The 24,680-nt window shown below is 73.7% G+C and carries 16 protein-coding genes; 5 read left to right on the top strand and 11 right to left on the bottom strand.

The window, feature by feature from the left end; translation table 11 throughout:
- The first annotated feature begins 132 nt into the window (after positions 1-132).
- The gene (locus ABD126_RS18060; RefSeq protein WP_343935031.1) at positions 133-738 is read left to right on the top strand and encodes a hypothetical protein; all 606 of its coding nucleotides are present in this window, start codon (positions 133-135) and stop codon (positions 736-738) included.
- Between the two features lie 19 nt (positions 739-757).
- Here ABD126_RS18060 and ABD126_RS18055 read toward each other — a convergent pair whose 3' ends face one another.
- Together ABD126_RS18055 and ABD126_RS18050 are read right to left on the bottom strand one after the other, a co-directional pair.
- Positions 758-4,039, bottom strand: a complete 3,282-nt coding sequence (locus ABD126_RS18055; protein ID WP_343935030.1) for a S8 family serine peptidase — start codon at positions 4,037-4,039, stop codon at positions 758-760.
- 91 nt (positions 4,040-4,130) lie between these two features.
- Positions 4,131-4,859: an SDR family oxidoreductase gene (locus ABD126_RS18050; protein ID WP_343935029.1), complete on the bottom strand. Its 729-nt coding sequence runs from the start codon at positions 4,857-4,859 to the stop codon at positions 4,131-4,133.
- A 108-nt stretch (positions 4,860-4,967) separates the two neighbouring features.
- On the opposite strand from ABD126_RS18050, the gene ABD126_RS18045 reads away from it, so the two are divergent.
- Complete coding sequence (locus tag ABD126_RS18045) at positions 4,968-5,768, top strand: ABC transporter permease (RefSeq protein ID WP_343935028.1); 801 nt, start codon at positions 4,968-4,970, stop codon at positions 5,766-5,768.
- Here ABD126_RS18045 and ABD126_RS18040 read toward each other — a convergent pair.
- From ABD126_RS18040 to ABD126_RS18015, 6 genes are all read right to left on the bottom strand, one after another.
- Positions 5,751-6,887 (bottom strand): glycosyltransferase, encoded by a 1,137-nt coding sequence (locus ABD126_RS18040; protein WP_343935027.1) that lies wholly within the window; start codon positions 6,885-6,887, stop codon positions 5,751-5,753. The genes ABD126_RS18045 and ABD126_RS18040 overlap by 18 nt on opposite strands.
- Positions 6,884-7,687, bottom strand: coding sequence for an alpha/beta fold hydrolase (locus tag ABD126_RS18035; RefSeq protein ID WP_343935025.1), 804 nt, complete (start codon positions 7,685-7,687; stop codon positions 6,884-6,886). Before ABD126_RS18035 ends, ABD126_RS18040 begins: the two co-directional genes overlap by 4 nt.
- Positions 7,688-7,963, bottom strand: coding sequence for an acyl carrier protein (locus ABD126_RS18030; protein ID WP_343935024.1), 276 nt, complete (start codon positions 7,961-7,963; stop codon positions 7,688-7,690).
- Entirely contained in the window at positions 7,960-10,245 is a 2,286-nt protein-coding gene (locus ABD126_RS18025) for an acyltransferase domain-containing protein (RefSeq protein WP_343935023.1), read from the bottom strand. Before ABD126_RS18025 ends, ABD126_RS18030 begins: the two co-directional genes overlap by 4 nt.
- Complete coding sequence (locus tag ABD126_RS18020; RefSeq protein ID WP_343935022.1) at positions 10,242-16,694, bottom strand: SDR family oxidoreductase; 6,453 nt, start codon at positions 16,692-16,694, stop codon at positions 10,242-10,244. The genes ABD126_RS18025 and ABD126_RS18020 overlap by 4 nt, the downstream gene beginning before the upstream one ends.
- A 67-nt stretch (positions 16,695-16,761) precedes the next feature.
- Positions 16,762-17,550: an SDR family oxidoreductase gene (locus tag ABD126_RS18015; RefSeq protein ID WP_343935021.1), complete on the bottom strand. Its 789-nt coding sequence runs from the start codon at positions 17,548-17,550 to the stop codon at positions 16,762-16,764.
- Between the two features lie 274 nt (positions 17,551-17,824).
- On the opposite strand from ABD126_RS18015, the gene ABD126_RS18010 reads away from it, so the two are divergent.
- A complete protein-coding gene (locus ABD126_RS18010; protein ID WP_343935020.1) occupies positions 17,825-19,033 on the top strand; it encodes a DUF6801 domain-containing protein in 1,209 nt (402 codons plus the stop codon).
- A 69-nt stretch (positions 19,034-19,102) separates the two neighbouring features.
- Here the strand turns inward: ABD126_RS18010 and ABD126_RS18005 are convergent, their stop codons facing one another.
- On the bottom strand, positions 19,103-20,302 hold the full coding sequence (locus ABD126_RS18005; RefSeq protein ID WP_425542842.1) for a lipase family protein: 1,200 nt from the start codon (positions 20,300-20,302) through the stop codon (positions 19,103-19,105).
- A gap of 231 nt (positions 20,303-20,533) precedes the next feature.
- Between ABD126_RS18005 and ABD126_RS18000 the strand changes: the two genes are divergently transcribed.
- Complete coding sequence (locus tag ABD126_RS18000) at positions 20,534-21,817, top strand: PucR family transcriptional regulator (protein WP_343935018.1); 1,284 nt, start codon at positions 20,534-20,536, stop codon at positions 21,815-21,817.
- 182 nt (positions 21,818-21,999) lie between these two features.
- Here the strand turns inward: ABD126_RS18000 and ABD126_RS17995 are convergent, their stop codons facing one another.
- Positions 22,000-23,280 (bottom strand): lipase family protein, encoded by a 1,281-nt coding sequence (locus tag ABD126_RS17995; protein ID WP_343935017.1) that lies wholly within the window; start codon positions 23,278-23,280, stop codon positions 22,000-22,002.
- 119 nt (positions 23,281-23,399) lie between these two features.
- Positions 23,400-23,894, bottom strand: a complete 495-nt coding sequence (locus ABD126_RS17990; protein ID WP_343935016.1) for an HAD domain-containing protein — start codon at positions 23,892-23,894, stop codon at positions 23,400-23,402.
- Positions 23,895-23,983: 89 nt separating this feature from the next.
- Between ABD126_RS17990 and ABD126_RS17985 the strand changes: the two genes are divergently transcribed.
- The gene (locus ABD126_RS17985; RefSeq protein ID WP_343935015.1) at positions 23,984-24,604 is read left to right on the top strand and encodes a DUF4230 domain-containing protein; all 621 of its coding nucleotides are present in this window, start codon (positions 23,984-23,986) and stop codon (positions 24,602-24,604) included.
- The last annotated feature ends 76 nt before the right edge of the window (positions 24,605-24,680 follow it).

Genomic DNA, 24,680 nt, shown 5'->3' with positions numbered 1-24,680 from the left:
ACAAGCGGATAGCGGCGCTCGCCGCGCGGCAGGCCCCCGAGGGTGGAAGGGCGTCGGCCCTTCCTGTGCTTGGCAGCCCTTCGAAGGGCTTTCGCGTGGGCGCGGAGGGGGAGAGTGCGGCAGAGTGGGTGTATGGAGTTGACGCCGCGAGGACTGCTGGGCCTGGCTCGGACGACCGTCGAGACGGCCGTCTCGGTGCCGGGGCGGGTGTTGGGGTTGTTGGAGGCCGCCGAGCAGGTGGTTCGGCGGGCCGACGAGTTGGTGTCGCGCACCGAGCGGGTGCTGGACGAGACCGAGGCGCTGGTGGACCGGGCCGGGGCGGCGGTTCGGGGGACCGAGGCGCTCATGGCTCGCGCCGAGGTGGTCACGGCGGCGGCCGAGCGGGTCACCACCGACGCCGGGCACACCGCCCGCGCCTCCCGCGAGCTGATGGACGACTACGCCCCGCTCGCCCACCGCGCCCACCCGCTGGCGTCGCGGTTCGTCGACGAGCTGTCCACCCACGAGGTGGACGCGGCGATCGAGCTGGTCGACCAGCTGCCCGTGCTCACCAAGCACCTGATGAACGACGTGCTCCCCATGCTGTCCACTCTGGACCGCGTCGGGCCGGACATCCACCAGCTCCTGGAAGTCACCAACGACGTGCGCCAGGCCATCCTGGGCATCCCCGGCTTCGCGTTCCTCCGCCGCCGCGGCGAGGACAAGGAGGACCGGGGCGAGGTTCCCGAGATCGACTGAGCACCCCGCCCCTCCCCCGTCACCTCAGGCCGTAGGCCCGGATGATCGTCTGCTCGAACGCGTTGCCGGCCGTGTCACGGGCCTTGGTCCTCAGCGACACGAACCGGGCGTCGGCGGGGTGGTTGACGAAGGCCAGCCAGCGCTTGCCGATCTTCGCCACCCGCGCGGCCCGCCACGTCTTGCCGTCGTCGTACGACACCTGCACCTCCGTGGTGTCCACGCCGTCCGTGGACGCGCCGCCGTTGTGCTGGGCGTAGATCGGGATGACGAACGGCGTGCCGGCCTTGGCCCGGTTCCGGTCGTCCAGCGCCGGCGCGAAGCGGACGACGAACAGCGGCAGCGCCACCGGCTCACCGGGGACGTGCTGCGAGCCGAACGTCCACTTCGCGTCGATCTCCGTGGACAGCTCCGCCACCCCCGACCGGCTCGCCCGCACGGTCAGCTCGTACGTCCCCGGCTCGGCGGGCACGTTGGCCAGGCCGCTGCCGTCGGTGTCGATGCCGCCGATCCGCACCCCGTCCTTGAACAGCTCCGTGTACGCCTTGGTCACCTCGGAGTAGCCGTAACGGGTCTCGGCCTGGTCGGTGTGCATGGGGATGGCGAACGCCATCACGTCACCCTGCCGCCCCGCCCAGTGGTCGGGCCGTTGGACGACCGGCAGGGCCGGGCCGAAGACCGCCGCGTTCCAGCGCTCATCCGTCGTGGTGCCCGCCGCGAACCGCCGGTACCGCGTCTCGTACAGGCTGGTCTCGCGGTAGCCCTCGGCCATCCGCATCTGGGCGAAGTGGCTGAGCCACGCTGCCTCGGGCGAGAAGTACTCCGCCACGCGCAACGGCAGCGGCCCGCCGGCCAGGAACTCGCGGTAGCCCCGCTTGTCGGGGGCCTGCGCGGCCGAGACGGTGTTCACGCGGGCCAGGTCGCGGTCGGCGAAGGCGTGGTGCAGATCTTCCGGCACGCCGCCGTCGTGCGCCCAGAACACGTTGTACTGGTACGGGCTGCCCTCGAAACCGCCCTGGCCGTCGGGCCGGGCGAGCGTCGTCGTGACCGCGTACCGGGCCGAACCCGGCAGCGACGTGCGCGACGGCACCCACAGCAGGCGTTCGAAGTCCCGGCCGAAGTCGCCGGAGTTGGTGTAGCCCCAGGCGGTCTTGACCTCCAGCAGCATCACCGTGTGGCCGGGCCGGGCGTCGGGGCGGTCGAGGGTGACGGAGTTCTCGCGACCCAGCGCGGCGTCCAGCGGCAGGTGGTGGTCCCGGTCCACGATCAGCGCCGGCTCGGCGTACCGGGTGCTCCACCACAGGCCGTCGATGTTCGTGATGAGCGAGGAGTCGAAGAAGTACCGGCCCTTCGGCAGCCGCACGACGGCCTCGTCCGCGCCGAAGCCGGAGAACTGCCGGCGCTGGTCGAGGTCGACGAACCGGTGGTAGAAGTACGGCGACGGCTGTCCACTGTGGTCGGTCGTGGTCAGCTTGACGTCGTAGCTCTCGACCTCCTTGGTGAACGACAGCGCGGTGCGCAGCTCGACGCCGTCGCCGGCGGCCAGGACGACCCCGCTGTACCCGCCGTCGGGCGCGTCGAGGGACGTGGTGGCCGTGACGACGACCTCGCTCCGCCCGCCCGCCGGGACCGTGACCTCCGCCGGCGTCGCGGTCACCAGGCCGGCCGGGGCCGGCGCGCCGTCCGCGCCCCGCACGTCGGCGGTGAAGCGCAGGGTGACCGGGGTGGCGCCGTCGTTGGTGTAGGTGAGGGTCCGGGTGATCGGCGCGTCGTCGTGGTGCGGCCAGCGGGCGACGCCGAGGGCGAGGTTCGCCTGGTCCACGGTGGTGGTCTGGCGGTCCGCGCGGGCCAGGTCGAGCCGTCCGGTGCCCTGGTGGTGGGTGGCGACGGCCGGGTTGGGCGTGGCGCTCGCGGTCAGCGCGGCCTTGATCCGGTCGGCCTTCCAGTCGGGGTGCCGGGCGGCCAGGACCGCCGCCGCGCCGGCGACGTGCGGCGCGGCCATGGACGTGCCGGAGAGCGCGACATGGGCGTCCCCGACCGGGGTGCCCATGGTGCCGTTGCGGGCCTTGGCCGCGACGATGTCCACGCCCGGCGCGGTGATGTCGGGCTTGATCGCGCCGTCGCCGGGGCGCGGGCCTCGGGAGGAGAACTCGGCGAGCGCGTCGTCGCGGTCCACCGCGCCGACGGTCAGCGCCGCGTCGGCGGCGGCGGGCGTGCCGAGGGACTGCTCGCGCGGACCGCTGTTGCCCGACGACGCGACGAACAGCGCGCCGCTCTCGGCGGTGAGCCGGTTGACCGCCTCGGACAGCGGGTCCTTGCCGTCGCCGGCCGAGGAGGACCCGAAGCTCATGTTGACGACGTCGGCCCCGGCCGCGACGGCCCACTCCATGCCCGCGATGGCGTCGGAGGTCCGGCCGCGACCGCTGTCGCTGAGCACCTTGACGTTGAGCAGCTTCGCGTCCGGCGCGACGCCCTGGTAGCGCCCGGAACCGGTGATGGTCGCGGCGACGTGCGTGCCGTGGCCGGCGCGGTCGTCGGTGCTGTCGCTGTCGGCGAACAACGCGGAGTCCACGACGGCGTCCGCCAGGTCGGGGTGCGTGACGTCGATGCCGCTGTCCAGCACGGCCACCGTCGCCCCGGCCCCGGTGTGCCCGGCCTGCCACGCCCGCGGCGCGCCGACCTGCGCGACGCTGCGGTCCAGGGTCGCCTCCACCGGCGCGTCCAGCCACACCGAGCGCACGCCGGCCGCGCGGTCCGCCCAGAACGGCGTCTTCTTGTCCGCCTCGAACGCCACTCCCCGCACGCTGGCCAGCGCCCGCCCGCCGGCGGCCCGGAAGGACCCGCCCTCGGAGGTCACGATCAGCGGCGTCTTGTCGGTGCGGGCGTCGTCGAAGCCGTACCGGATCAGCGCGCCGACGTCGAACAGCCGGGGGTCGAGCCGGTCGGCGGCGATGTCGGCCACCACGTCGTGCGGCGTCACGTGCACGCTGCCGTCGACGTCGGTCCGCACCGAGAACCCGACCCCTTCCCGCCCGGCCCCCGGCACCACGGACACCCGCCCGCCGCGCACGCCGACCCGGTCCCCGGTCACCAACGTGACCTCGCCGTCGCCCCCTTCGGCGCCCGGCGCCATCCCGACCCCGCCGCCCACCCACGAGTACCGGCCACTGTCGGTCCCCCGTGCGAGAATCGAACCGGGGGCCGGAGGCCACCCCTCGGGCGCCGCCGACGTGGCCGGCGCGGCGGCGACCACCCCGCCGACGGCCAACGCGACCGCCCACAACCGCCTGGATCTGCGGCTCATGCACACTCCCCGGTAGCGTGGCGGCACCCAACCGGCCGCCACCGAACGCCACTAGAAGGCCACGAACCGCCGATCTGTTGCTTTCCGCAGGTCAGAGCACCCGCTTGAGCACCCGCAACGGCGCATGCCGCACCACCGGCGCCAACACCCGCCACGGCCACCCCGGCACCAGCGCACGAGGCGCCTCACGCTCGATCGCCCGCACCATCGCCCGCACACCCACCACCGTGTCCACCATCAACGGCGCACGCAGCCGGGCGTTCAGCTCCGTCCGGATGTACCCCGGCAGGATCGCGCTGACCTTGATCGGCGTGCCCAGGACGTCCGCCCGGATGCCCTCGGCCAGCGCCGACACCCCGGCCTTGGTCGCCGCGTAGGCCGTGGCGGACCCCGGCAGGCCGCGCAGCGCGCTCACCGACGACACGAGGACCAGGTGCCCGTGGCCCTGCCGGCGGAAGATCTCCATCGCCGCCTCCGCCTGCGCCAGCGCCGCGACGAAGTTGGTCTCCGCCGTGCGGCGGTTGGCGGCGAAGCCGCCGGTGCCGATCGGGCGGCCCTTGCCGATGCCCGCGTTCACGACCACCCGGTCCAGCGTCCCGAACTCCGCGGCGAACGCACCGAACACGGCGAACACGGCGTCGTGGTCGGTCACGTCGAGCACGCGGACCGACGCCGGGCCGGGCAGAGCCGACCGCAGCCGCTCCAGCTCCTCCGCCCGACGGGCGCACAGCGCGAGCGTCCGGCCCATGGCGGAGAACTGCCGGGCCATCTCCGCGCCCAGACCGGCGCTGGCGCCGGTGATCAGGATCGTCTTGCGCACAACGCCGAGCGTAGCAACGGAACTGTTGTCCACGACCGAGGAAATTCCGCCGGATTATTGCCCCGCAGAGCGGAGAAACCACGGCTGTCCACTCAGTACAGTCGGACGATGGGCCGACACTGCCGGCGGGGCGCCGGGGTCGTCACGCAGGTGCGGGTGCTCACCGGGCGTTCCCTGCGCACCGCGTTCGCCGACCCGAGGCTGGTGTTCTTCGGGCTGCTGCAACCGGTCGTGATGCTGTTGCTGTTCAGCCAGGTCTTCGACGCGGTCGGCGCGCTGCCCGCGCTCCACGCCTACGACGGGTACGTCAACTACCTCCTGCCCGCCACCCTGGTCAACATCGCGCTCACGACCGCCGTCGGCACGGGCGTCGGCGCGCTGGGCGAGATCTACTCGGGTTTCGCGGCACGGCTGCGCGCCCTGCCCGTGCACCCGTTGTCGCCGTTGGTGGCCCGCACCCTCGCCGCCGCGACCCGCCTGTCCGCCCAACTGCTCGTGGCGACGCTGGCCGCCGTGCCGTTGCTGGGTTTTCGCCCGGCCGGGGTGACCGGGCTCGTGGCGGCGCTGGCGGTGACGGTGGTGCTGGGGTGGGCGGCGTCGTGGCTGTTCCTGGCGCTGGCGACCGGGCAGGGCAAGCCGGAGACGTTGCAGGCGGTGTCGTTCGTGGTCATGTTCCCGCTGATGTTCGGCTCCAGCGCGTACCTGCCGGTGGAGGCGATGCCCGCGTGGCTGCGGGTGTTCTCGACCGCCAACCCCGTGACGTACGCGGTGGACGCGGCCCGCGCCCTCGCCCTCGGCCGGCCCGCCGCCGGACCCGTGGCCGCCGCGCTCGGCACGGCCGCGTTGATGGCCGTCGTCGGCGGGTACGCGGCGGCGCGCAACGTCCGCCGGTCACGCGGACAGCAGTGACTCCAGCCGGTCGGCGGCCTCCCGCGCCCCGCCGGCCCGCTGGAACGACTCCCGCACCCGCTCGGCGCCGGCCCAGTAGGAAGGCTCGCGCAGCACGGTGTCCACCGCGTCACCGATGTGCGCGGCCGTGGCCCGGTTGAACCGCAGCCGGATGCCCGCGCCGGCCGCCACCACCTGGTCGGCGACGATCGGCTGGTCGTCCCGGATCGGCGCGACCACCAGCGGGACGCCCTGCGCCAGCGACTCGCACACCGTGTTGTGCCCGGCGTGGCACACCACCAGGCTCGCCCGCTCCAGCAACGGCACCTGCGGGACCTCCTCGCGCACCAGCACGTTCGCCGGCACGTCCCCGCGCAGCTCACCGCCGCGGTCCACCACCACGGCCTGCAACCACGGCCGCGGCCGCATCGCCTCGACGCACCCGCGCAGGAACCGCGACCCGGTGCTGACCGTGCCGAGGCTGACGAACACCAACGGGCACAACGGGTCCAGCCAGTCCCACGGGAACCGCACCAGCCCCGACCGCGTGCCCCGCACCGGCCCGACCAGGTGCACCGGCTCCCCCACGTCCCCGGCGAGCAACCCGCTGGTGAACCCGATGACCAGGTGCGGCGAGAACCGCGGGTCGGTCACCCCGGGCACGCCGACCGCGCCGCGCACCCGCGCCACCTGCTCGGCCAGCCACCCGCGCACCGCGGGCAGCCCGGCCAGCGGGTCGGTGAACTCGGCGGACGTCGTCGCCGCCGTCGCCCACGGCAACCCCTCCCGCTCGGCCACGAACGCCCCCGCAAACGCTTGCTGGTCCACCACCAGCACGTCCGGGTGCGCGCTGCGCACCGCCCGCGCCACCCCCGGCGCCATCGACACGGCCAGCGGCACCAGCACCTCCTCCCACAGGAACCGCATCGCGGCGAACCCGCGCAGCGAGTCCGGCCGGGGCGGCAGCGGCGCGGGCCCGCACGGGTGGATCGCCGCGTCCGACGGCAGCAGCCGGCCCAGCAACCCCTCGTCGCCGGTCCACGCGACCGGGTGACCGCGGCGGCGCAACTCGTCCGCCACGCCGATCACCGGGTTCACGTGGCCGACGAACGGCGGCACGACGAACAGGAACCCGCTCACGCCGCCCTGCGCTCCCCGTCGTGCTCCGCGACCCAGTCCAGCACCAGCTCCCGGACCGTGCGGTGCCGTTCGACCAGCACCGAGTGGTTCTGGCCCTCGATGACGACCGTGCGGCAGTTCGGCAACGCGTCCTGCACGGCGGTCAGGTCGTCCTGCTGGAACCCCTCGCTGCCCACGATGGACAGGACCGGGCACCGGATGCCCATGAGGTCCTCGGGCGAGAGCAACGGCCCGGTCGGCACCTCTTCCACGATGGTGGTGGACCGGATGATGCCGTGCGCGGCGCGGGCGAGCTTGGCGTGGTGGTTGCCGAAGGTCTCGGCGAGCCGGCGCAGGTTCTCCTCCTTGCCCAGCTCGTGCACCACGTTGACCAGCGTGCGGCCCATCTTGTCCGCCCACGGCCCGGTCGCGGGCTCGGCCTCGATGGCCACGACGCTGCGCACCCGGTGCGGGTGGGCGGCGGCGAAGCTGAACGCGATCGTGCCGCCGAAGCTGTTGCCCACCAGGTGCACCGGCCGGTCCACGCCCAGGCCGTCGAGCAGCGCGCCGAGGTCGGACACGAAGTCCTTGACCGTGTAGCCGGTGGGCGGGCGTTCGGTGCGGCCGTGCGCGCGCAGGTCGTAGGTGAGCACGTCGATGCCCGCCTCGGACACCGGCGCGGCGAGCGTGAGGTAGAAGCTGGCGAGGCTGTCGTAGCCCAGGCCGTGCACGAACACCGCGACCGGCGGCTCGCCGACCGGGTCCTTGGCGGCCATGCGCTGGTAGTGCGTGCGCAGCCCGTTGACGTCGAGGACGGCCACCTAGCCCACCCGCGCGATCACGAAGTCGGCCAGGTCGCCCACGGTCAGCGCGATCACGCCGTCGAGGTCCAGCTCGGCGAGGTAGGCGGCCAGGTTGACGTGCTCGCCGTAGCGCTCGACCAGCAACGAGCCCAGCGTCACCAGGTCGATGCTCTCCAGGCCGAGGTCGTCGTGGAAGCTCGTCTCGCGGGTGATCTCCAGGTCGTCGAGCCCGTACTGGTCGAGCACCCGGACCAGCATCGAGCGCAGCTCGTCCAGGACGGTGGTCGTGGTCATGCGATGTCCTTCCCCTGCTGGTGAACGAGCTCGGCGCACGCGCTCCAGGCGATCGCGCCGGCGGGTGAGCGCAGGACGGTGACGGCCACCGGCGGCAGGGCCAGGCCGTGCAGGCCGTGCGCGGTGAACCGGTCGCCGTCCTGCCGGACGCGGATCTCGGCGGGGAACAGCGGCGGCGCGCCGTCCCGCCACAGCGCGCCGCGCACGGCGTCCTTCACCGCGACGCGGGCGGCCAGCCAGTCGCGGCGGTGGGTGGGCGGGCACTGCGCGTACTCGGCGCGTTCGGCCGCGCCGCAGTACTTGTGGAGGTAGAACTCGCGGGAGGCCAGGCTCCAGCGGTCCACGACCAGCCACCAGCCGTCCGCGGTGGGCCGCGACAGCGTGCTGGTCTCGGGGAACCGGTGCACCGCGCCGCCGTCCGCGCCGCCGTCGAAGCGGTGGTCGGTCCAGCCGGTGATCGCGATGACCAGCTCGCCGTCCCGGATCACCTGGGCGTCGGCGCGGACGGTGTCCTCGGTCAGTTCGGTGACCCGGACCATGCAGTCCACTGTGGACCCGGCGGGCGGTTCGGCGGTGTGCCAGCGGATGTGGTCGATGCCGCGGGGGAACGCGATCCAGCGGGCCGGGTGGCGTTCGACCAGCCAGTGGCCGAGGAGCTGGCCGACGTTGTCCAGCAGCGCGCCGGGCGCGCCGGGCACCGTGATCCGGCCGCGGATCGAGCGTTCGCCGACGGCGACCGTGCGGGTCAGGCCGCGGTAGGCCGGGCCGTGGAACAGCCAGCGCTCGTCGTAGAGGCGGTGCGCGGGCAGGACCGGTTCCCGCTCGTCGTGCGGGATGTCCCACGGGCGTGGGGCGGGCTGGTGGCGGTGGGCCGTGGTGATGGCGGCGTCGGCGTAGTCGCCCAGCTTGGCGTGTCCGTCTCTTGTGGACAGTTGGACGCGGTGGCCGGGTGCGGCGACCAGCCAGCGGTGGAAGCGGACGTCCCGCAGGTCGGTGACGACCCGGCCGGGCGCGGCCCGTCCCGCCGCGTCGACCAGGTGCGCGATCATGGTCGTCGCGGGCATGACGGGCCGCAGGTCCGACTCGTCCGGCCAGCCGGGGCGCTGGTGGGCGAAGCAGTGGTCGAGCAGGTGCGGCATGGCCGCGGTGGACACCTCGATCTTGCGCTGGGCGTCGAGCACGGCGGCGACGGCCGCCTCCGCCTCGCGCAGCACCGCCTGGAACTCGGCCAGCGCGCCGCGCGGTCCCGGGGCCGGGTCGAGGGCGCTGAAGTCCGGGTGGTGGCCTTCCACCCACAGCGCGGTGGCGACCCGGCGGAGCTGCTCGACCCCGGACCGGTGCGGCGAGGTGGCGGCGACGGCGAGGTGGTCGCGGTCGCGCAGGGTGTCGGCGACCAGCGAGGTGAGCGTGCCGGGCCCGGCCTGCACGAACGCGCGGAACCCGGCGTCGTGCAGGGCGCGCAGCAGGGTGGCGAAGCGGACCGGTTCGAGCAGGTGGCGGCGGCACAGGTCGCGCACGGCGGGTTCGGCGGCGGGGAACGGGCTCGCCGTGGTGGCCGACCAGACCGGGGTGTGCGGCGGGTGCAGGGGCAGCTTCGGGATGGGGAACTGCTCCAGGTACGGCTCCAGCACGGGCGTGTGGAAGCCGGAGCGGAACGGCAGGACCTGGCAGATGACGGCCTTGCGCCGGTGGTGCTCGGTCAGTTCCGCGATCTCGTCGGCCGGACCGCACACCACGGTCTGGTTGGCGGAGTTCTCGTGCGAGACGACGACGTTGGGCCAGCGCAGTTCGACCTGGGGCAGCGGGCAGCCCAGCACCGCGAACTCGACACCGGGGACGCGCAGGGCGTCCAGGTCGGTGCGGCCCAGCAGTTCGTGCAGCTCGGCGTTGTCGAACATTCCGCCGGACGCCATCGCGCTCCACTCGCCGACGCTGTGCCCGGCGACGGCGTCTGGCCGGATGCCGGTGCGCCGCAACGCTTCGTCGACGACCCTGTTCGTCGTCAGCACGGCCGCCGCGTGCCGGCCGACGGTGTCGGTGCGCAGGTCCAGCGGGTGGTCGACCAGGTCCTCGACGCGCGGCTTGAACTCCGCCTCCAGGCCGGGGAACAGGAAGACGACCCCGCCGCGCAGCGGTTCCGGGCTGAACCAGATGTCGTCGCGGCCCCGCCACGGCCGTCCCCGGCGGGCGACCTTCTCGGCGCGCTGGAGGCGTTCGGGCGTGGGGTTGACGACGCCGAGGCGGCCCGTGGCCCCGTACTCGCGCAGGACGACACCGGTCATGACCACTCCGAGGCGGTGAGGACGACCGCGCCGGTCGTGCCGTGGCGCAGTTCTTCCAGCAGGGCCCGGACGCCGGCGGCCGGGTCGATGACGGCGATGCCGCGTTCGGCGTAGGCGTTGGCGAGTTCTTCGGTGACCATGCCGGTTTCCGGCGACCACGGTCCCCAGTGGACGGTCAGGGCATCGGTGCCGCCGAGGGCTTCCAGGGCGTCGTTGGCGGCGGCGTAGTCGGTCTGGCCCCGGTTGCCGGCGGCGGCGGAGATGCTGCCGAAGAAGACGGTGAAGCGGGGCGGGGCGGGCAGGTCGCGGAGTTCTTCGAGCAGTGCCTTCGCGCCTTCGACCTTGGTGGCGTGGACGCGGGCGAACGACTCGGGGTCCTTGTCGACGGCCAACCGGTCCTCGATGACGCCGGCCGCGTGGACGACGCCGTCGAGGCGGCCGTGCTCGGCGTGGACCTCCTTGACCAGGCGGCGCAGGGCGGCGGTGTCGCGGACGTCGAGCTGGTGGTAGGTGGCGCGGTCGCCGAGGTGGTCGAGGGTGGCCCGGACCTCGCGGGCGGCCAGGACGCGGCGGGCTTCGCGGTCGATGTGCTGGGGTGGGGTGCCCGTTCGGGCGAAGTGGGCGCGCAGGGTCGGGAGGTCGCCTTCGGGGGCGGGGACGGGGACGGGGGCGGGTTCGGTGCTGGTGGCGGGGGCGGAGGCGGTGCCGGTGGCGGGGGCGGTGCCGGTGGCGGGAGCGGGAGCGGGGGCGGGGGCGGTGCGGCCGGCGAGGACGAGCCGGCAGCCGAGCGCCTTGGCCACCTCCGCCGTGATGCCGCGCGCGCCGCCGATGAGCAGGACCACGGCGTCCGGGTCGAGGGTGAGCGCTGGCCCGCTGAGGTCACGCGTGCCGTCGGGTGTGCGGCGGTCGGGCGTCTCCTCGGTCGTGCGGAGGTCGCGCGGGGCCAGGCGGAGGGTGCGCCTCGCGTCGCCGTCCCCCGTGATGATCACCGGTTCGTCGCGCGGGGTGGCGGCTTCGGCGGCGGCGGTGCGGGCGATGGTGTCCGGGTCGGCGGTCGGGGGGAGTTCGACCAGGCGGCAGGTGGTGTCCGGGTGCTCGCGGTGGAGGGAGCGGAAGAAGCCGCGCAGCCCGTCGCGCGACCGGCCGGGGGTGAGGGCGAGGACGCGGGAGGCGCGGGGCAGGGCGGAGCGGAACAGGTCGAAGGCGGTGGGCAGGACCGGCTCGTCCTCGAAGGCGTGCAGGGAGACGACCCCGTCCACCCGGTCGAGACCGTCCAACCGACCCCGCCCGCTCACGACCACCGCCACCGCACCCCGCGCGGACAACTGCCCGGCGACCTCCTCGGCCAACTCCGCCGGCCCACCCGCGACCACGAGGTGCACGCCGACCAGGGCGGTCATCGGGATCTCGGGAGCCGGCACCGGCACCTCCTCGAACTCGTACCGACGCGGCGCGGCCACCCTCTTCGTGGGCGCTGGTAGATGACCGGTCAACTTGAGGTCCGTGGGTAGTTGACCGGTCGGCTGGTGGGACAGGGCTTCGGCCATCGCGGCGGCGGTGCGGGACTTGACCACGGCGGTCAGGCGGTCCCGGGCGTCGAGGTGGCCGGTCAGCTCGGTCGCGATCTCGGTGCGCTTGATGGAGTCGATGCTGAGGTCGGCTTCGAGGTCGAGGCCGGGGTCGATGAGGTCGGTCGGGTAGCCGGTGCGCCGCGCGATCACCTCGACGACCGTGGTCAGCACGTCGGCGGGAGTGGTGGGTGCGGCGGCAGGGGCGGATTCGGCGGCAGGGGCGGCCCCAGCGGAGGCGGCAGGCACGGCCCCAGCGGAGGCAGCAGGGGTGCTGCCGGGAGTGGCGGGTGGGTCTGCGGGTGAGGCCAGGTAGGAGAGCATCACGTCGCGTTGCACCGCCACGAACTCCCGGCTCGTGCGCAGGAAGTCCTCCACCAGGGCCTCGCGGTCGGGCACAGTCGGAGGCGCAGTCAGTGGCACCTGTTTGGCCGGTGCCAGGCCGCCCGGCACCACCTCGCCGTCCGCCGTCCGCACGGTCTGCCCGTCGACCACCCACCCCGGCGTCCGCGGCACCGGCATCCCCGACACGTCCCGCGCACCCCGTCCCCCGAACAGCCACTCCCCCCGCACCGGCACCCCGGCCACCGCCAACCGCGCCACCGCGTGCAGCAACCCCACCAGCCCCGGCCGCTCCTCCACCGCCACCACCGTGTGCGGCCGATCGGCCAGGATCTCGCCCACCAGACCGCTCAGCACCGTCCCCGGCCCGGCCTCCACGAACACCCGCGCCCCGGCCTCGTACATGCCGAGCACCTGGTCCACGAACCGCACCGGCGCACCGATCTGCGCCGCCAGCTCACCCCGCACGTCCGCCCCGTACGGCCGCGCCCCGCGGTTCCCCCACACCGGGCGGTCCGGAGCGCCGATCCGGTGACCGGCCAGCACAGCGGCGAACGACTCGACAGCGGGAGCCACCACCGGGCTGTGGAACGCGCACGCCACGGGAATCCGCTTCCCCGCGATCCCCACCGCCCGCAAAGCGGCCAGAGCACCCTCGACGTCCCGCCCCGAGACCACCACCTGCCGGGGCGCGTTGTGGTTGGCCACCACGACGTCCAACCCGGCCACCGCCGCGGTCACCGCCTCCAGCGACCCGGACACCGCGGCCATCCCACCGGGATCGGCCCCCGCCGCCTCCACCACGGCCGCCGCCCGCGCCTCGCTCAACGACAGCAGCGTCGCCGCGTCGAACGCCCCCGCCGCCGCCAACGCGACCAGTTCGCCGTAGCTGTGCCCGCCGAACATGTCCGCCTCGACCCCGAGCCGCCGCAACAGCTCGTGCACCGCCAACCCCACGGCACCCAACGCCGGCTGCGCGACCCGCGTGTCCCGCACCCGCGCGGCAGCCGCGCGCACGTCCTCCGGCGAGAACAACGCGGGCGGGAACACGCAGTCCGGCGCCATGCGCGCGAACCGCTGCAACTCCGGGAAAGCGCAGAACAGCTCGGACAACATCCCCGCCCGCTGACTGCCCTGCCCCGGGAACAGCACCGCCAGCTTCCCGCCGACCCCGCACGCACCGTCGACCCCGCCCCGGTACACGCCGTCGGCCTCACCACCGGCCAGCACCGCCCGCAACGACCCGACCAGCTCGTCCACCGACGACGCCACCACGGCCACCGCCACCGACCCGGCCGACAACGCCGTGAAAGCCAGGTCCCGCAACGACCACGCCCCGGTCTCGGCCAACGCCAACACCCGCGCCACGTCCCGGTCCGACGCGAACAGGAACACCTCCGCGGGCCACTCGACCAGCCCGTGCCGCACCGCCGCCGCCGAAGGGTGACCACCCAGGACGACGTGGAAGTTCGTCCCCCCGAACCCGAACGCGCTCACCCCGGCCACCCGCTCCGCCGCCGGGCGCGGCCACGGCGTCGCCGCCCGGTGGAACACGAACGGCGAGCGGTCCGGCAGCCAGGCCGCGTTGGGCCGCTCCACGAACAGCGTCGGCGGCCGGACCCCCGTCCGCACCGCCAGCGCCGACTTGATCAACCCCGCCAGGCCGGCCGCGCACTTGGTGTGCCCGATCTGCGACTTCACCGACCCCAGCGCGCACGACCCGGGCGCCGCGCCCGCCTCCGCGAACACCTCGGTCAACGTCGCCAACTCGGTCCGGTCCCCCACCACGGTCCCGGTCCCGTGCGCCTCCACCAACCCCACCGCGGCCGGCGAGATCCCGGCCGACGCGTAGGCCCGCTCCAACGCCCGCCGCTGCCCGTCCGCGCGCGGCGCGGTCAACCCCAGCGCCCGGCCGTCGGACGCGCTGCCCACGCCCCGGATCACCGCGTACACCCGGTCGCCGTCCCGCTCGGCGTCGGCCAGCCGCTTGAGCACCACGCACGCCACGCCCTCGCCCAGCGCGATCCCGTCGGCGGAGGAGTCGAACGTCCGGCACCGCCCGGTCGGCGACAGCGCCCCGACCGACGCGAACAGCAGGTAGTCGTCGATGGCGTTGTGCAGGTCCGCGCCCCCGGCCAGCACCAGGTCGCTCGACCCGCCGACCAGCTCCTTGCACGCCACGTCCACCGCCGCCAGCGACGACGCGCACGCCGCGTCCACGGTGAAGTTCGCCCCGCCCAGGTCGAGCCGGTTGGCGATCCGCCCGGCGATCACGTTCGCGAGCCGCCCCGGGAAGGAGTCCTCGGTCAACGCGGGCAGCTGCGCGGCCAGCCCGGCCGGCACACCGTCCACATAGGATGGTAGGACCATCCGCAGCGTCGTCGCGTTGGACAGGTCGCTGCCCGCCTCGGCCCCGAACACCACGCTCGCCCGCGACCGGTCGAACCCGCCGCCGCCGTACCCGGCGTCGGTCAACGCGCGCTGCGCGACCTCCAGCGCCAGCAGCTGCACGGGCTCGATCGCCGCCAGCGACGCCGGCGGGATGCCGTACTTCAACGGGTCGAACGGCACCTCGGGCAGGAACCCGCCCCACTTCGACGGCGTCCGGTCCGCGCCCTCGCCGAAGTAGGTCGCGGTGTCCCAGCGCCGCCCGGGCACCTCGCCGACCGAGTCCACCCCGCCGACCACGTTGGCCCAGAACGACTCCAGGTCCGGCGCGCCGGGGAACACGCACGCCATGCCCACGATCGCCACGTCCACCGGCCCGCCGCGCCGCACCGGTCGTTCGGTGAGCCCGAGTTCGTGCCGCACCCGCGCGGCCCGCGTCGCGCGGAACTCCTCCGCCGCCGCGGTCACCGACGCGTGCAGCTCGGCGACCGTGGTCACCGACGACCGCAGCACCGCGACCTGCCCGGCCATGAACAACCCGGACGCCACCTGCTCCTCGTCCGACACCGCCTCGATCGAAGACCCGGTGCGCCGCAACCCCTTGCTGGCCACCCGCAACCGCCCGGCGTTGAGCCGCTCCAGCCGCGCCCACGCCTCCCGGTCGCCGGACAGCCCGGCCGCCACCGCCCGGAACTCCGCGGTGTACGGGCTGGGCACGCACCGCGTGACGTGGCCGGGCGCGGTCTCCAGCAACTCGGTCGCCGTCGCCGCCACCACCTGCCGCTGGAACCCGGGCAGCACCGCGCCGCACGCCACGGCCTCCGCCGTGAACAGGTACGACGTGCCCATCAGCACGCCCACCCCGACCCCGCGCCGCGCCAACGGCTCGGCCAGCGCCGCCACCACCGCCGCCGACCGCGCGTCGTGCACGCCGCCCGCGAACAGCACCTGCACGCCGTCCGACCCGGAGTCCAGGAACTCCTCCAGCACGCCGACCTGCGCCTCCCACAACGGGAAGCTGCCCAGCGGACCCACGTGCCCGCCGCACTCCGCGCCCTCGAACACGAACCGCCGCGTGCCCGCCGCGAGGAACCCGCGCAGCAGGTCCGGCGACGGCACGTGCAGGAACGCCGCGACGCCCAACGCCTCCAGCTCCGCCGCCTGGTCGGGCAGCCCGCCGGAGATGATCGCCGCCGGCGGGCGCAGCTCGCGGATCACGTCCAGCTGCGCCGCCCGCACGGCCTCGTCGGCGAACCCGAGCACCCCGACGCCCCACGGCCGGTCGCCCAGCACCTCCCGGGTCCGGGTCATCATCTCCCGGGTCGTCTCGCCCGAGGCCAGGGCCAGCGCCAGGAACGGCAGGCCGCCCTCGCGCGCCACCGCGTCCGCGAACGCCGGCTGGTCGCTGACCCGCGTCATCGGGCCCTGCGCCACGGGCAGGTCCACGCCCAACGCCGTCGCCAGCAGCGAACCGCGCCCCAGCACCGGCCGCAGGTCGGCCCGCACCGCCTCCTCCACCGCCGACCGCACCGCCCGGACGAACCGCGGCACGCTGCCGTAGCGGGCGGCGAACCGGGGCGCGAGGAACCCGGTCACCGCCGCCGAGGACTCCGGCAGCCCGGTCAGCTCCGCGTCCAGCACCACCCCGGCCGCCCCGCCCACGACGGCCGCCGCCGCGGTGCGCGGCCCGATCCCGCCGCGCGCCCACACCGGCACGGCCAGGTCCGGCGCGCCGAGGAGCTGTTGGAGCAGGACGAACGTGCTCAGCGGCCCGTCGTCGCCGCACGCCACCACGCCGTCCGCGCCGGTCTCCAGCGCCTGCGCCGGGGAGGTCACCTCGGCCAGCACGAAGTGCCGGTTGGGGATGTCGGCGACCGGCCACGGCGCGTCCGGGCCGAGCAGGACGACGTCCAGCCGCGCGGCGCGCTCGCCGAGCAGGTCGAGCACCTCGTCCACGGTCAGCGCGCAGCCGGCGGGCACCCGCACGCCGAAGCAGACCCCGGCCGGGAGCTGCGCGAGGGCGTCGCGCGTGCGGTGGTCGCCGGGCCCGAGGTCGAGCACGCCCAACCCGCCCGCGCCGCTGACCGCCGCGCACAACCCGGCGTCCGGGCCGGTGGTGACGCCGATGACCAGTTCGTCCCGCGTGCCCATCACGCCTCCCGCTCGCAACCGACCGACACCCGCCGCACCACACCGCACCGCCCGCCCGACACCGGCATCACGCCTCCCGCTTCGCGCGCCGCCACACCCAGGCGTCCGGGTCGGCGGCCTTGCGGGCGTGCAGCTCGCCCACCTCCGGGTGCGGCAGGATCAGGAAGCGGTCGTCGGCCAGCCCCTCGACCGCCGCCTCCGCCACCTCCTCCGCGGTCAGCAGCGGCGCGTAGTCCAGCACCGCCCGCGCCGCCGGGTGACCGGCCGCGACCCCGGGCATCAGCAGGTCGGTGCGCACCCCGAGCGGGCACAGCGCCGACACCCGCACGCCCAGGTGCCCGTAGGTGAACGCGAGCCACTCGGCCAGCCCGACCGCCGCGTGCTTGGTCACCGAGTACGGCGCGTCGCCGGGCAGCCCCAGCAACCCCACGGCGGACGCCGTGATCAGCAGGTGCCCGCCGTGCCGCCGCGCCATCCCGGGCAGCACGGCCTGGGCCAGGTACACGTGCGCCATCACGTTCACCGCCCACGACCGCGCCCAGTCCTGGTCGCCCGCGTGCACGCCGGCCCCGGTCGCGACACCGGCGTTGGAGCACACCACGTCCAGCGGCCCGAACTCCCGCTCCGCCACCGCGACCAGCCCCCGCGACTGCTCCTTGTCGCCCACGTCCGCGCACACGTCCACGGCGTCCACGCCCAGCGCCCGCACCCGCGCGGCGACCCGCGCGGCGGCTGCCCCGTCGAGGTCGGCCACGACCAGCCCGCGCGGCCCCTCCGCCGCGAACCGCAGCGCCATCGCCGCGCCGATCCCGCGCCCCGCACCCGTGACGACCACGGCTTTGCCCCGGAATTCCATGCCGCCTCACAGGTGTTTCCCGCCCGGACCGGGCCGAAGTTATGGCCGCCCGCGCGAAGGGGTCAAGGTCGGCTGGAAAATTCGCCCGAAGACGAGTGTTGCGGTCGCGATTCTTGTCACGATGTGAGTACCGCGCCGACCACCGGCACAATCCCGATCCGCTTGTTTAGCGGATTTCGCGGTATTTGTGGAGACCCCTTGCACGTGATCTGCGCCGCTCGTTAACTTCCGCCGGGTCGGCATATTTCCGGCAGATTTCGAGGAAGGAACACCCGTGAAGTTGAAGACAATGCTGGGCGCGGGCGTGACCACCGGGCTCGTCGTGGCCGGCCTGCTGACGACCGTCGGCACGGGCTCGGCCGCGCCGGTCCAGGTGGACAAGACGCTGACGTTCACGTGTCCGTTCCCCCTGATCGGCAACCAGGTCCTCTCGACCCGGATCCGCGCCACGATCGACACCCCGACCACCGTCGGCGGCGAGCTGAAGACCACGGACTTCTCCGCCACGGTGACCGTGCCGCCGACCGCCACCCAGGGCCTGTCCCTGGTCGGCGCGGCGACGGTGGAGGGCTCCGCCGAGGCGGGCGTGACGCTGGACAACGCCGGCAGCAAGCTCGACATCAAGATCCCCGGCCTGACCGTGCCGAAGACGAACGTCCCGGCCGAGGGCTCGTTCGACGTGGTCGCGAGCGGCCCGGTGCCCACCGCGGTGATCCCGAAGGCGGGCACGACCACGGTGACCGTGGGGAACTACTCCACCACCCTGACCCCGCGCAAGGCCGACGGCACCGAGACCGGCCTGGGCACGTTCACCTCGAACTGCGTCCTGGACCCGGGCCAGAACCCCGAGCTGGTGCGCTTCGACGTCGGCGGCGGTGGCGGCCCGACCACCACCACCACGACCACGACCAGCACGACCACGACGACGACCACCACCAAGCCGACCACGACCACGACGACCCAGCCGCCCGGCGGGATCAAGTACTCGTACTCGCTGGCCGGCTCGTCGCTGATCAAGAACCTGGGCGGCACGGTGGCGCTTTCCGGCGGCCTGAACGCCGACCTGGAGCTGGCCTCCGGCAAGTTCACCGCCGACCTGGCGCTCAACCCGACCTCGGGCAAGTTCTCCCTGTTCGGGATGGTGCCGGTGGAGTCGAAGATCGAGTTCGCGAGCGAGGGCAAGACCACCGGCACGCTCGTGTCCGGCGCCATCAAGTCGAACTCGAAGGTCACCATCAAGCTGCCGCGGATCACCGTCTACGGCATCCCGATCAGCACGGAGGCCACCTGCCAGACGGTCACCCCGTCGGACATCAACCTGGCCTCCGCCCCCGGCTTCGACCCGCTCAAGGGCGGCAAGCTGACCGGTGAGTACGCGATCTCGGCGCTGAAGGGCTGCGGCGCGTTCAACGACTTCATCAGCGCGTTCACCGCCGGCACCGGCAACACGATCGACATGAACCTGACCGCCAAGACCGCGTAAAGATCCGCCTGAACAGCACTGGAGACCGCCGCGTCCGACCGCGGCGGTCTCCTTTTCGTCCAAGGCGCGTCAGCAGTTGGAGGTGGCCGGGCGGCCCGCGAACCGGTCGGCGATGAACGCCGCCGCGCCCGCGTTGCCCAGGTAGACGCCCGTGATGTGGTCGGTGTCGTAGGTCTTCCAGTCCACCGTCACGCCCGCCTTGCAGTAGGTGTCGCGCAGTGCCTTGTGCTGCGCGAAGTCCACCACGTCGTCACGGGTCCCGTGGTACTGGTGCACCGGGACGCGGACCGCCGTGCCGCCCAGCTTGTTCTCCTGCACCCGGGCCAGCCACGGGGGCGTGAGCACGGGGCTGGAGGTCGTGTACTCGGACAGCCGCTTGCCGCGGTAGTCCAGCAGCAGTTCGAGGGTGCACGCCTCGCGCTGCATCCGGGCGAACTCGGTCCTGCCGGTCTCGTTGAGGTAGTTCTCCAGGTCCAGCTCGGGGTAGGCGTTGTCCAGGCCGATCAGCGAGTAGGCCAGGAACCCGAAGCCGAGCTTGCCGTCGAGCTGCAACGACACCTGCACCAGGTCGGCCGGCACGCCGCCGCCCACCGCGCCGACCAGGTTCAGCTCGGGCGCGTACCCGGGCTGGAGCTGCGCGGCCCACAGCGAGGCCCCGCCGCCCTGCGAATAGCCCCGGAACACCACTTCCGCGTCCCGGGACAGGCCGGTCTCGGGCATCCGCTGGGCGGCCCGGACGATGTCGATGACCGCGTGCCCCTCGGACCGGCCCGTGATGTAGGTGGTCTTCGGGTCGGGGTGGTAGCCCTCGTAGTCGGTCATGACGACGGCGTAGCCCGCGCGCAGCATGTCGTTGATGGCGGGCTGCTCGTAGGAAGCGCCGATGCGTTCCATCTCCGAGGGCGCGCAGCGGAACGCGGGCCCGTACGTGCCGGAGGCGAAGGAGACGATCGGAGCAGTCGCAGGGTCCACCGATCGGGGGATGAGAATCATCCCGGTGACCACGTTACGTTGACCCAGTGCGCCGGTCGAGTGGTACATCACCTGCCAGGCGCGCACCGTTGAGGTGATGGCGCCCGCTTCCGAGGCGCGGACCCGCACGACGTCGCCCGGCGCGCCCGCCGGCAGCGGGTCGGGCGGGGTGAAGAAGGCGTCCTCGGCGGGCCCCGCGGTGGCCGGGGCCTGGGCGGCCACGACCGTGGCCAGCACGGCGGCGACCAGAGATAATGAGAAGATTTTTCGCAAACCGGTACCTCCCAAAATGGACATCGGACAATGCACACTGCATTACCGACGCGCACCCGGTCCAGCACGGGGTAATGACTTGTCACCCGCGCACGGGTTCCGAAAACCGAAGTTGTGAGATCCGGACAAGAACCTCTCGTCACCCGAATGAGTGAACCGTCAGGGTTACAGAAAGACTGTTTGACACACCTTGAGTGTGAATTTATCGTCAACCGGGCGAAGCCCCAGGGCGGTGCTTCGCTGCGGAGGCGGCCAATGACGATCTCACTGAACGGCGGGTTGGTGCGGCAGCGAACGATCCCACGACCCACGACAGCTCCCCGGACCACCGCGGACTACAGCGCCGCGAGACAGCTTTGGGGGACGATCCCGGTGGAACTCGCGGAGAAGATGCGGCCCCTGGCCGGGGTGCTGGTCCGCGACGCGGTCCGCGAGATCCGGCGCGCGGTGCCCGCGTACGCGCAACCGCTGGAGGGCAAGTTCCGGGAAGTCCTCGTCGGCGCGGTCGAAATGGCCATCGTCAAGTGCTTCGAGAACATCTGCGACCCCGACGCGCCGCAGGCCGACTGGCAGGCCGTGCTGCGCTACAGCGGGCGGATGGAATACCTCGAAGGCCGGACGATGGACTCGTTGCAGACCGCCGTGCGGGTCGGCGCCCGCGTGGTGTGGCGGCACCTGAGCCAGCACGGCAAGGAGATCGGGGTCTCCAACGACACCCTGTTCGTCGTCGCCGACGCGATCTTCGCGTGGGTGGACGAGCTGTGCCGCGCGGCCATCGAGGGCTACACCGAGGCGCAGAGCAACGCCAACGGAGCGCTGGAGCGCCGCCGTCGGCAGTTGCTCAAGCTGGTGCTGGCCGAACAGCCCGCGTCGGCGCGGTCCATCGCGGACCTCGCCGCCACCACGGACTGGACGCTGCCCGACCGGGTCGCCGTGGTGGCCCTGGAGTACCGGGAGGACCAGCACCAGCTCCCGTCGGTCCAGCTGGGCCGCGACGTCCTGGTGGACCTGGAGAGCTCCACGCCGTGCCTGGTGGTGGCCAACCCGAAAGGCCGGCCGCACCTGGACCTGCGCGGGCGGCGCGCGGCCGTCGGGCCGACCGTCCCGCTGGCCGAGGCCCGGCAGTCGCTCGCGTGCGCCCGCCGCGCGCTGGCGTTCGTGCGCCGGGGCCTGCTCCCGGCCGCGCCGCTGACCTGGTGCGACGACCACCTGGCCACGCTGGCGCTGCTGTCCGACGAGTTCCTGGTCGGCCAGCTCACCTCCCGGGCGCTGGTCGCGTTCGACGGGCTGACCGTGAAGCAGCGGGAACGCCTGGAGACGACGCTGCTGGCATGGCTGGAGACGCGCGGCGGCATCGGCGAGATCGCGGGCCGGCTCGACGTGCACCCGCAGACCGTCCGCTACCGGATGCACCAGCTCGAAGAACTGCTCGGCGACCGGCTCACCGACCCGGACGAGCGGCTGACCCTGGAGATCGCGCTCCGGGCCCGCCGCCTGCTCGCCCGAGCCAGTTCCACCCCGGCGAAACGCCCCGCCTGACGGGCGTTCCCGCTCCGGGCGCGGCGCCTCCGCCCCGCCGCGCCCCTCGCGACGCCCCTCCGCGGTGTCGCTTCCGCAGTGGCTTACCTGCGGTGACTTCTCTGAAGTGGCTTGTTTGAAGTGGTTTTCCGAAGTGGCTTCGCTGAATTGGCTTCGCTGCGGTGACTCTTCCGCAGTGCCGGTCAGCAGTTCCCGTGGGCCGGGACGTCCGCGAACCGGGCCTCCAGCCACGCGAACGCCTCCGGGTAGGCCGCGATCGCGCCACCCACGTGCGTCGGCGCCAGGCTCGGGCTGAACTTGACGTTCGCGCCCTGCGCGCACCACTTCCGGACCATCTCCGCGGCCTGCCCGTACGGGACGATGTCGTCCAGCACGCTGTGCACCACCAGCACCGGCGCGCCGGGCTTGCGCACCCCGATCCGCTGCTGCTCGACGCGGGAGGCGTAGGGCTCCTCGGTCAGGTAGGCCTCCAGCTTGCGGCCGTCCCTGGTGAGGTCCTTGGACTGGCGGAACGCGTGCGCGGCCACCGCCTCGATCGTGCACTGGTGCTCGACCTGGGTCATGAGCTGCTTGCCCTGGTCGTTGAGCAGCGCCGGGATGTCCAGCTCGGGGTAGGCGGCGTTGAGGCTGAGCAGGGCGTACCCGAGGAACCCGGCGGCGTAGTGGCCGTCGAGGTTCTTGGCCACCACGCCCAGGTCGGCGGGCGGCGCGCCCGCGTACGCGCCCTTGAGGTCCAGTTCCGGCGCGTAGGTCCGGTACAGCTCGACGGCCGCCGCGCTGGCCCCGCCGCCCTGCGAGTAGCCCGAGATCGCCACCGGGCCGGCGTCGGGCAGGTCCGCCTCGGGCAGCCGCTGGGCGGCGCGGATCGAGTCGAGGACGGCGTGCGCCTCGGCGGCCCGGTTGACGTAGGTGTGCACGCCGGGCGTGCCCAGGCCCTCGTAGTCGGTGACGACCACGCCGAACCCGCGCAGCAGCAGCCCGGACAGGAACGGGCCCTCGTACTCGCTGCCCATCGCCATCTGGCGGGACGGCGCGCACTCGTCGCCGACGCCCTGGGTGCCCGGCGCGTAGGCGACGATCGGCCGCGGGCCGGGGCCGGCCCACGGGGTGTGCGGGGTGAGGACGGTGCCGGAGACCGCGATGGCGGTGCCGTGGGTGTCCGTGCTGCGGTAGAGGACGCGGCGCGCGGTGGCGGGTGCGCGGAGCAGTTTGAGGGGGTCGAGGAAGAAGTCGGCGGGTTCGCTGCGGATGACGTCGCCGTTGCGGCCCGGCAGTTCGGTCGGGACGTCGTAGAACGATCCCGGGGCGGGGGCGGGACCGGTTCCTTGGGCGTGGGCGGGACCGGCGGCCACCAGACCGGTGACCAGACCGGTGACCAGACCGGTGACCAGGCCGGTGACCAGGCTCGTGGCCAGCGGGGTGGTCATCGCCGCCGTCGTCCGGCGGCGCGCGAGGAATCGCATGGGTGCTCCTCGTCGAGCGGAAAATCGACAACGTGTCGAACCTTTCCGCGCGCGCGAACCGGGGGTCAAGGAGCTGCGCTTTTCTTGTCACCGACGCGCAAATTCCGAAGTGGGCGCACTTACGCCGGTGATACCAACGCGCGTTCGGCGGCGGCGAGGTGCTCGTCGGTGATGCCGGTGGCCGGGTCGACGGGGATCAGGGCGGTGGTCTCGCGGCGACGGCGGAGGAAGGCGTCGCGGGCCGAGGCGAACAGGGCGAAGTCGTCGTCCAGCCAGGCGATCGGGCGACCGGCGGCGAACCGCCCGACCGCGCCGTACTTCCACTCCGGGGTGCCTTCGTAGGCGCGCAGGCCGATCACGCGCAGGGGCGGGAGGCCGAGGGCCGGGCCGACGGTGTCGTTGGCCAGGTCCTCCCAGGAGGTGGCCCAGACGAGTTCCGCGCCCGTGCGCTCGGCGAGGGACAGGAGGGCGGGGCCGTGGGCGGGGTTGAGGTGGGCGTGGCGGGTGGCGCGCCGCCACCGGGACAGCCGCCACTCGTGGCGGACGTAGCCGGGCGGTGGGGTGCGGGCGGCCCACGGGTTGAGCGGGCCGTCCACGTCCAGCAGCAGGAGCACGGTTGACGTAGTACCAGGCTGGTCGGGGTCGGGTGGGCGGTTCCGAGGTTGAGGGGCGGGGGTGGGGTGGGCGGTTCCGGGGTTGAGGGGTGGGGTACTCGGGGGGCATGAAGTGGCGCGGCGCGGTGGTCGGTGCGGTGGTGGTGGCGGTCGTGGCGCTGGTGGGGGTGTTCGTCGTGGTGCCGAGGTTCGGCACGGACACCGTCGACCGGAGCGGCCCCGCGGTGTTGCAGGCGTTGCGGGACCTGAGCCAGTTCCACGCGGCGGCGGGCGAGTACCAGGTGGTGCTCGACATCGAGCACGACGTGCGGTACGTGCCGGCGGTGCTGGCCGGGCAGCGGACGCTGTTCGTCGCGGCGGGCACGGTGAACGCCTACGTCGAGTTCGGGTCGCTGGCCGAGGACGCGATGAAGGTGTCGCCGGAGCACAAGACCGTGGAGCTGACCCTGCCCGCGCCGGTGCTGGACAAGCCGAACCTGCACCAGGAGCGGAGCTACGTGTTCGCGCAGGAGCGGGGTTTGGTGGACCGGCTCGCGGCGCTGGTGGAGACGCGGGACCAGCAGCCGTTCTACGTGGCGGCGGAGCAGAAGATCGCCGACGCGGCCCGTGAGTCCGGACTGACCGGCCGGGCCGAGGAGAACACCCGCAAGATGCTCACGGGGATGCTGCAGGCGCTGGGGTACTCGGTGACGTTCCACCCGGCTGACTAGGCCGGGCGCGGATGACCGGCGCCTGTCCGATCAGGCCGGCCGGGGTTGGCCAGGCCGGGGCGGCTGGTCGGCGTTG

It is taken from the genome of Saccharothrix mutabilis subsp. mutabilis (assembly GCF_039521145.1).
Taxonomy (GTDB): Bacteria; Actinomycetota; Actinomycetes; order Mycobacteriales; family Pseudonocardiaceae; genus Actinosynnema; species Actinosynnema mutabilis.
This window is presented reverse-complemented; position numbering and strand designations above follow the sequence as displayed.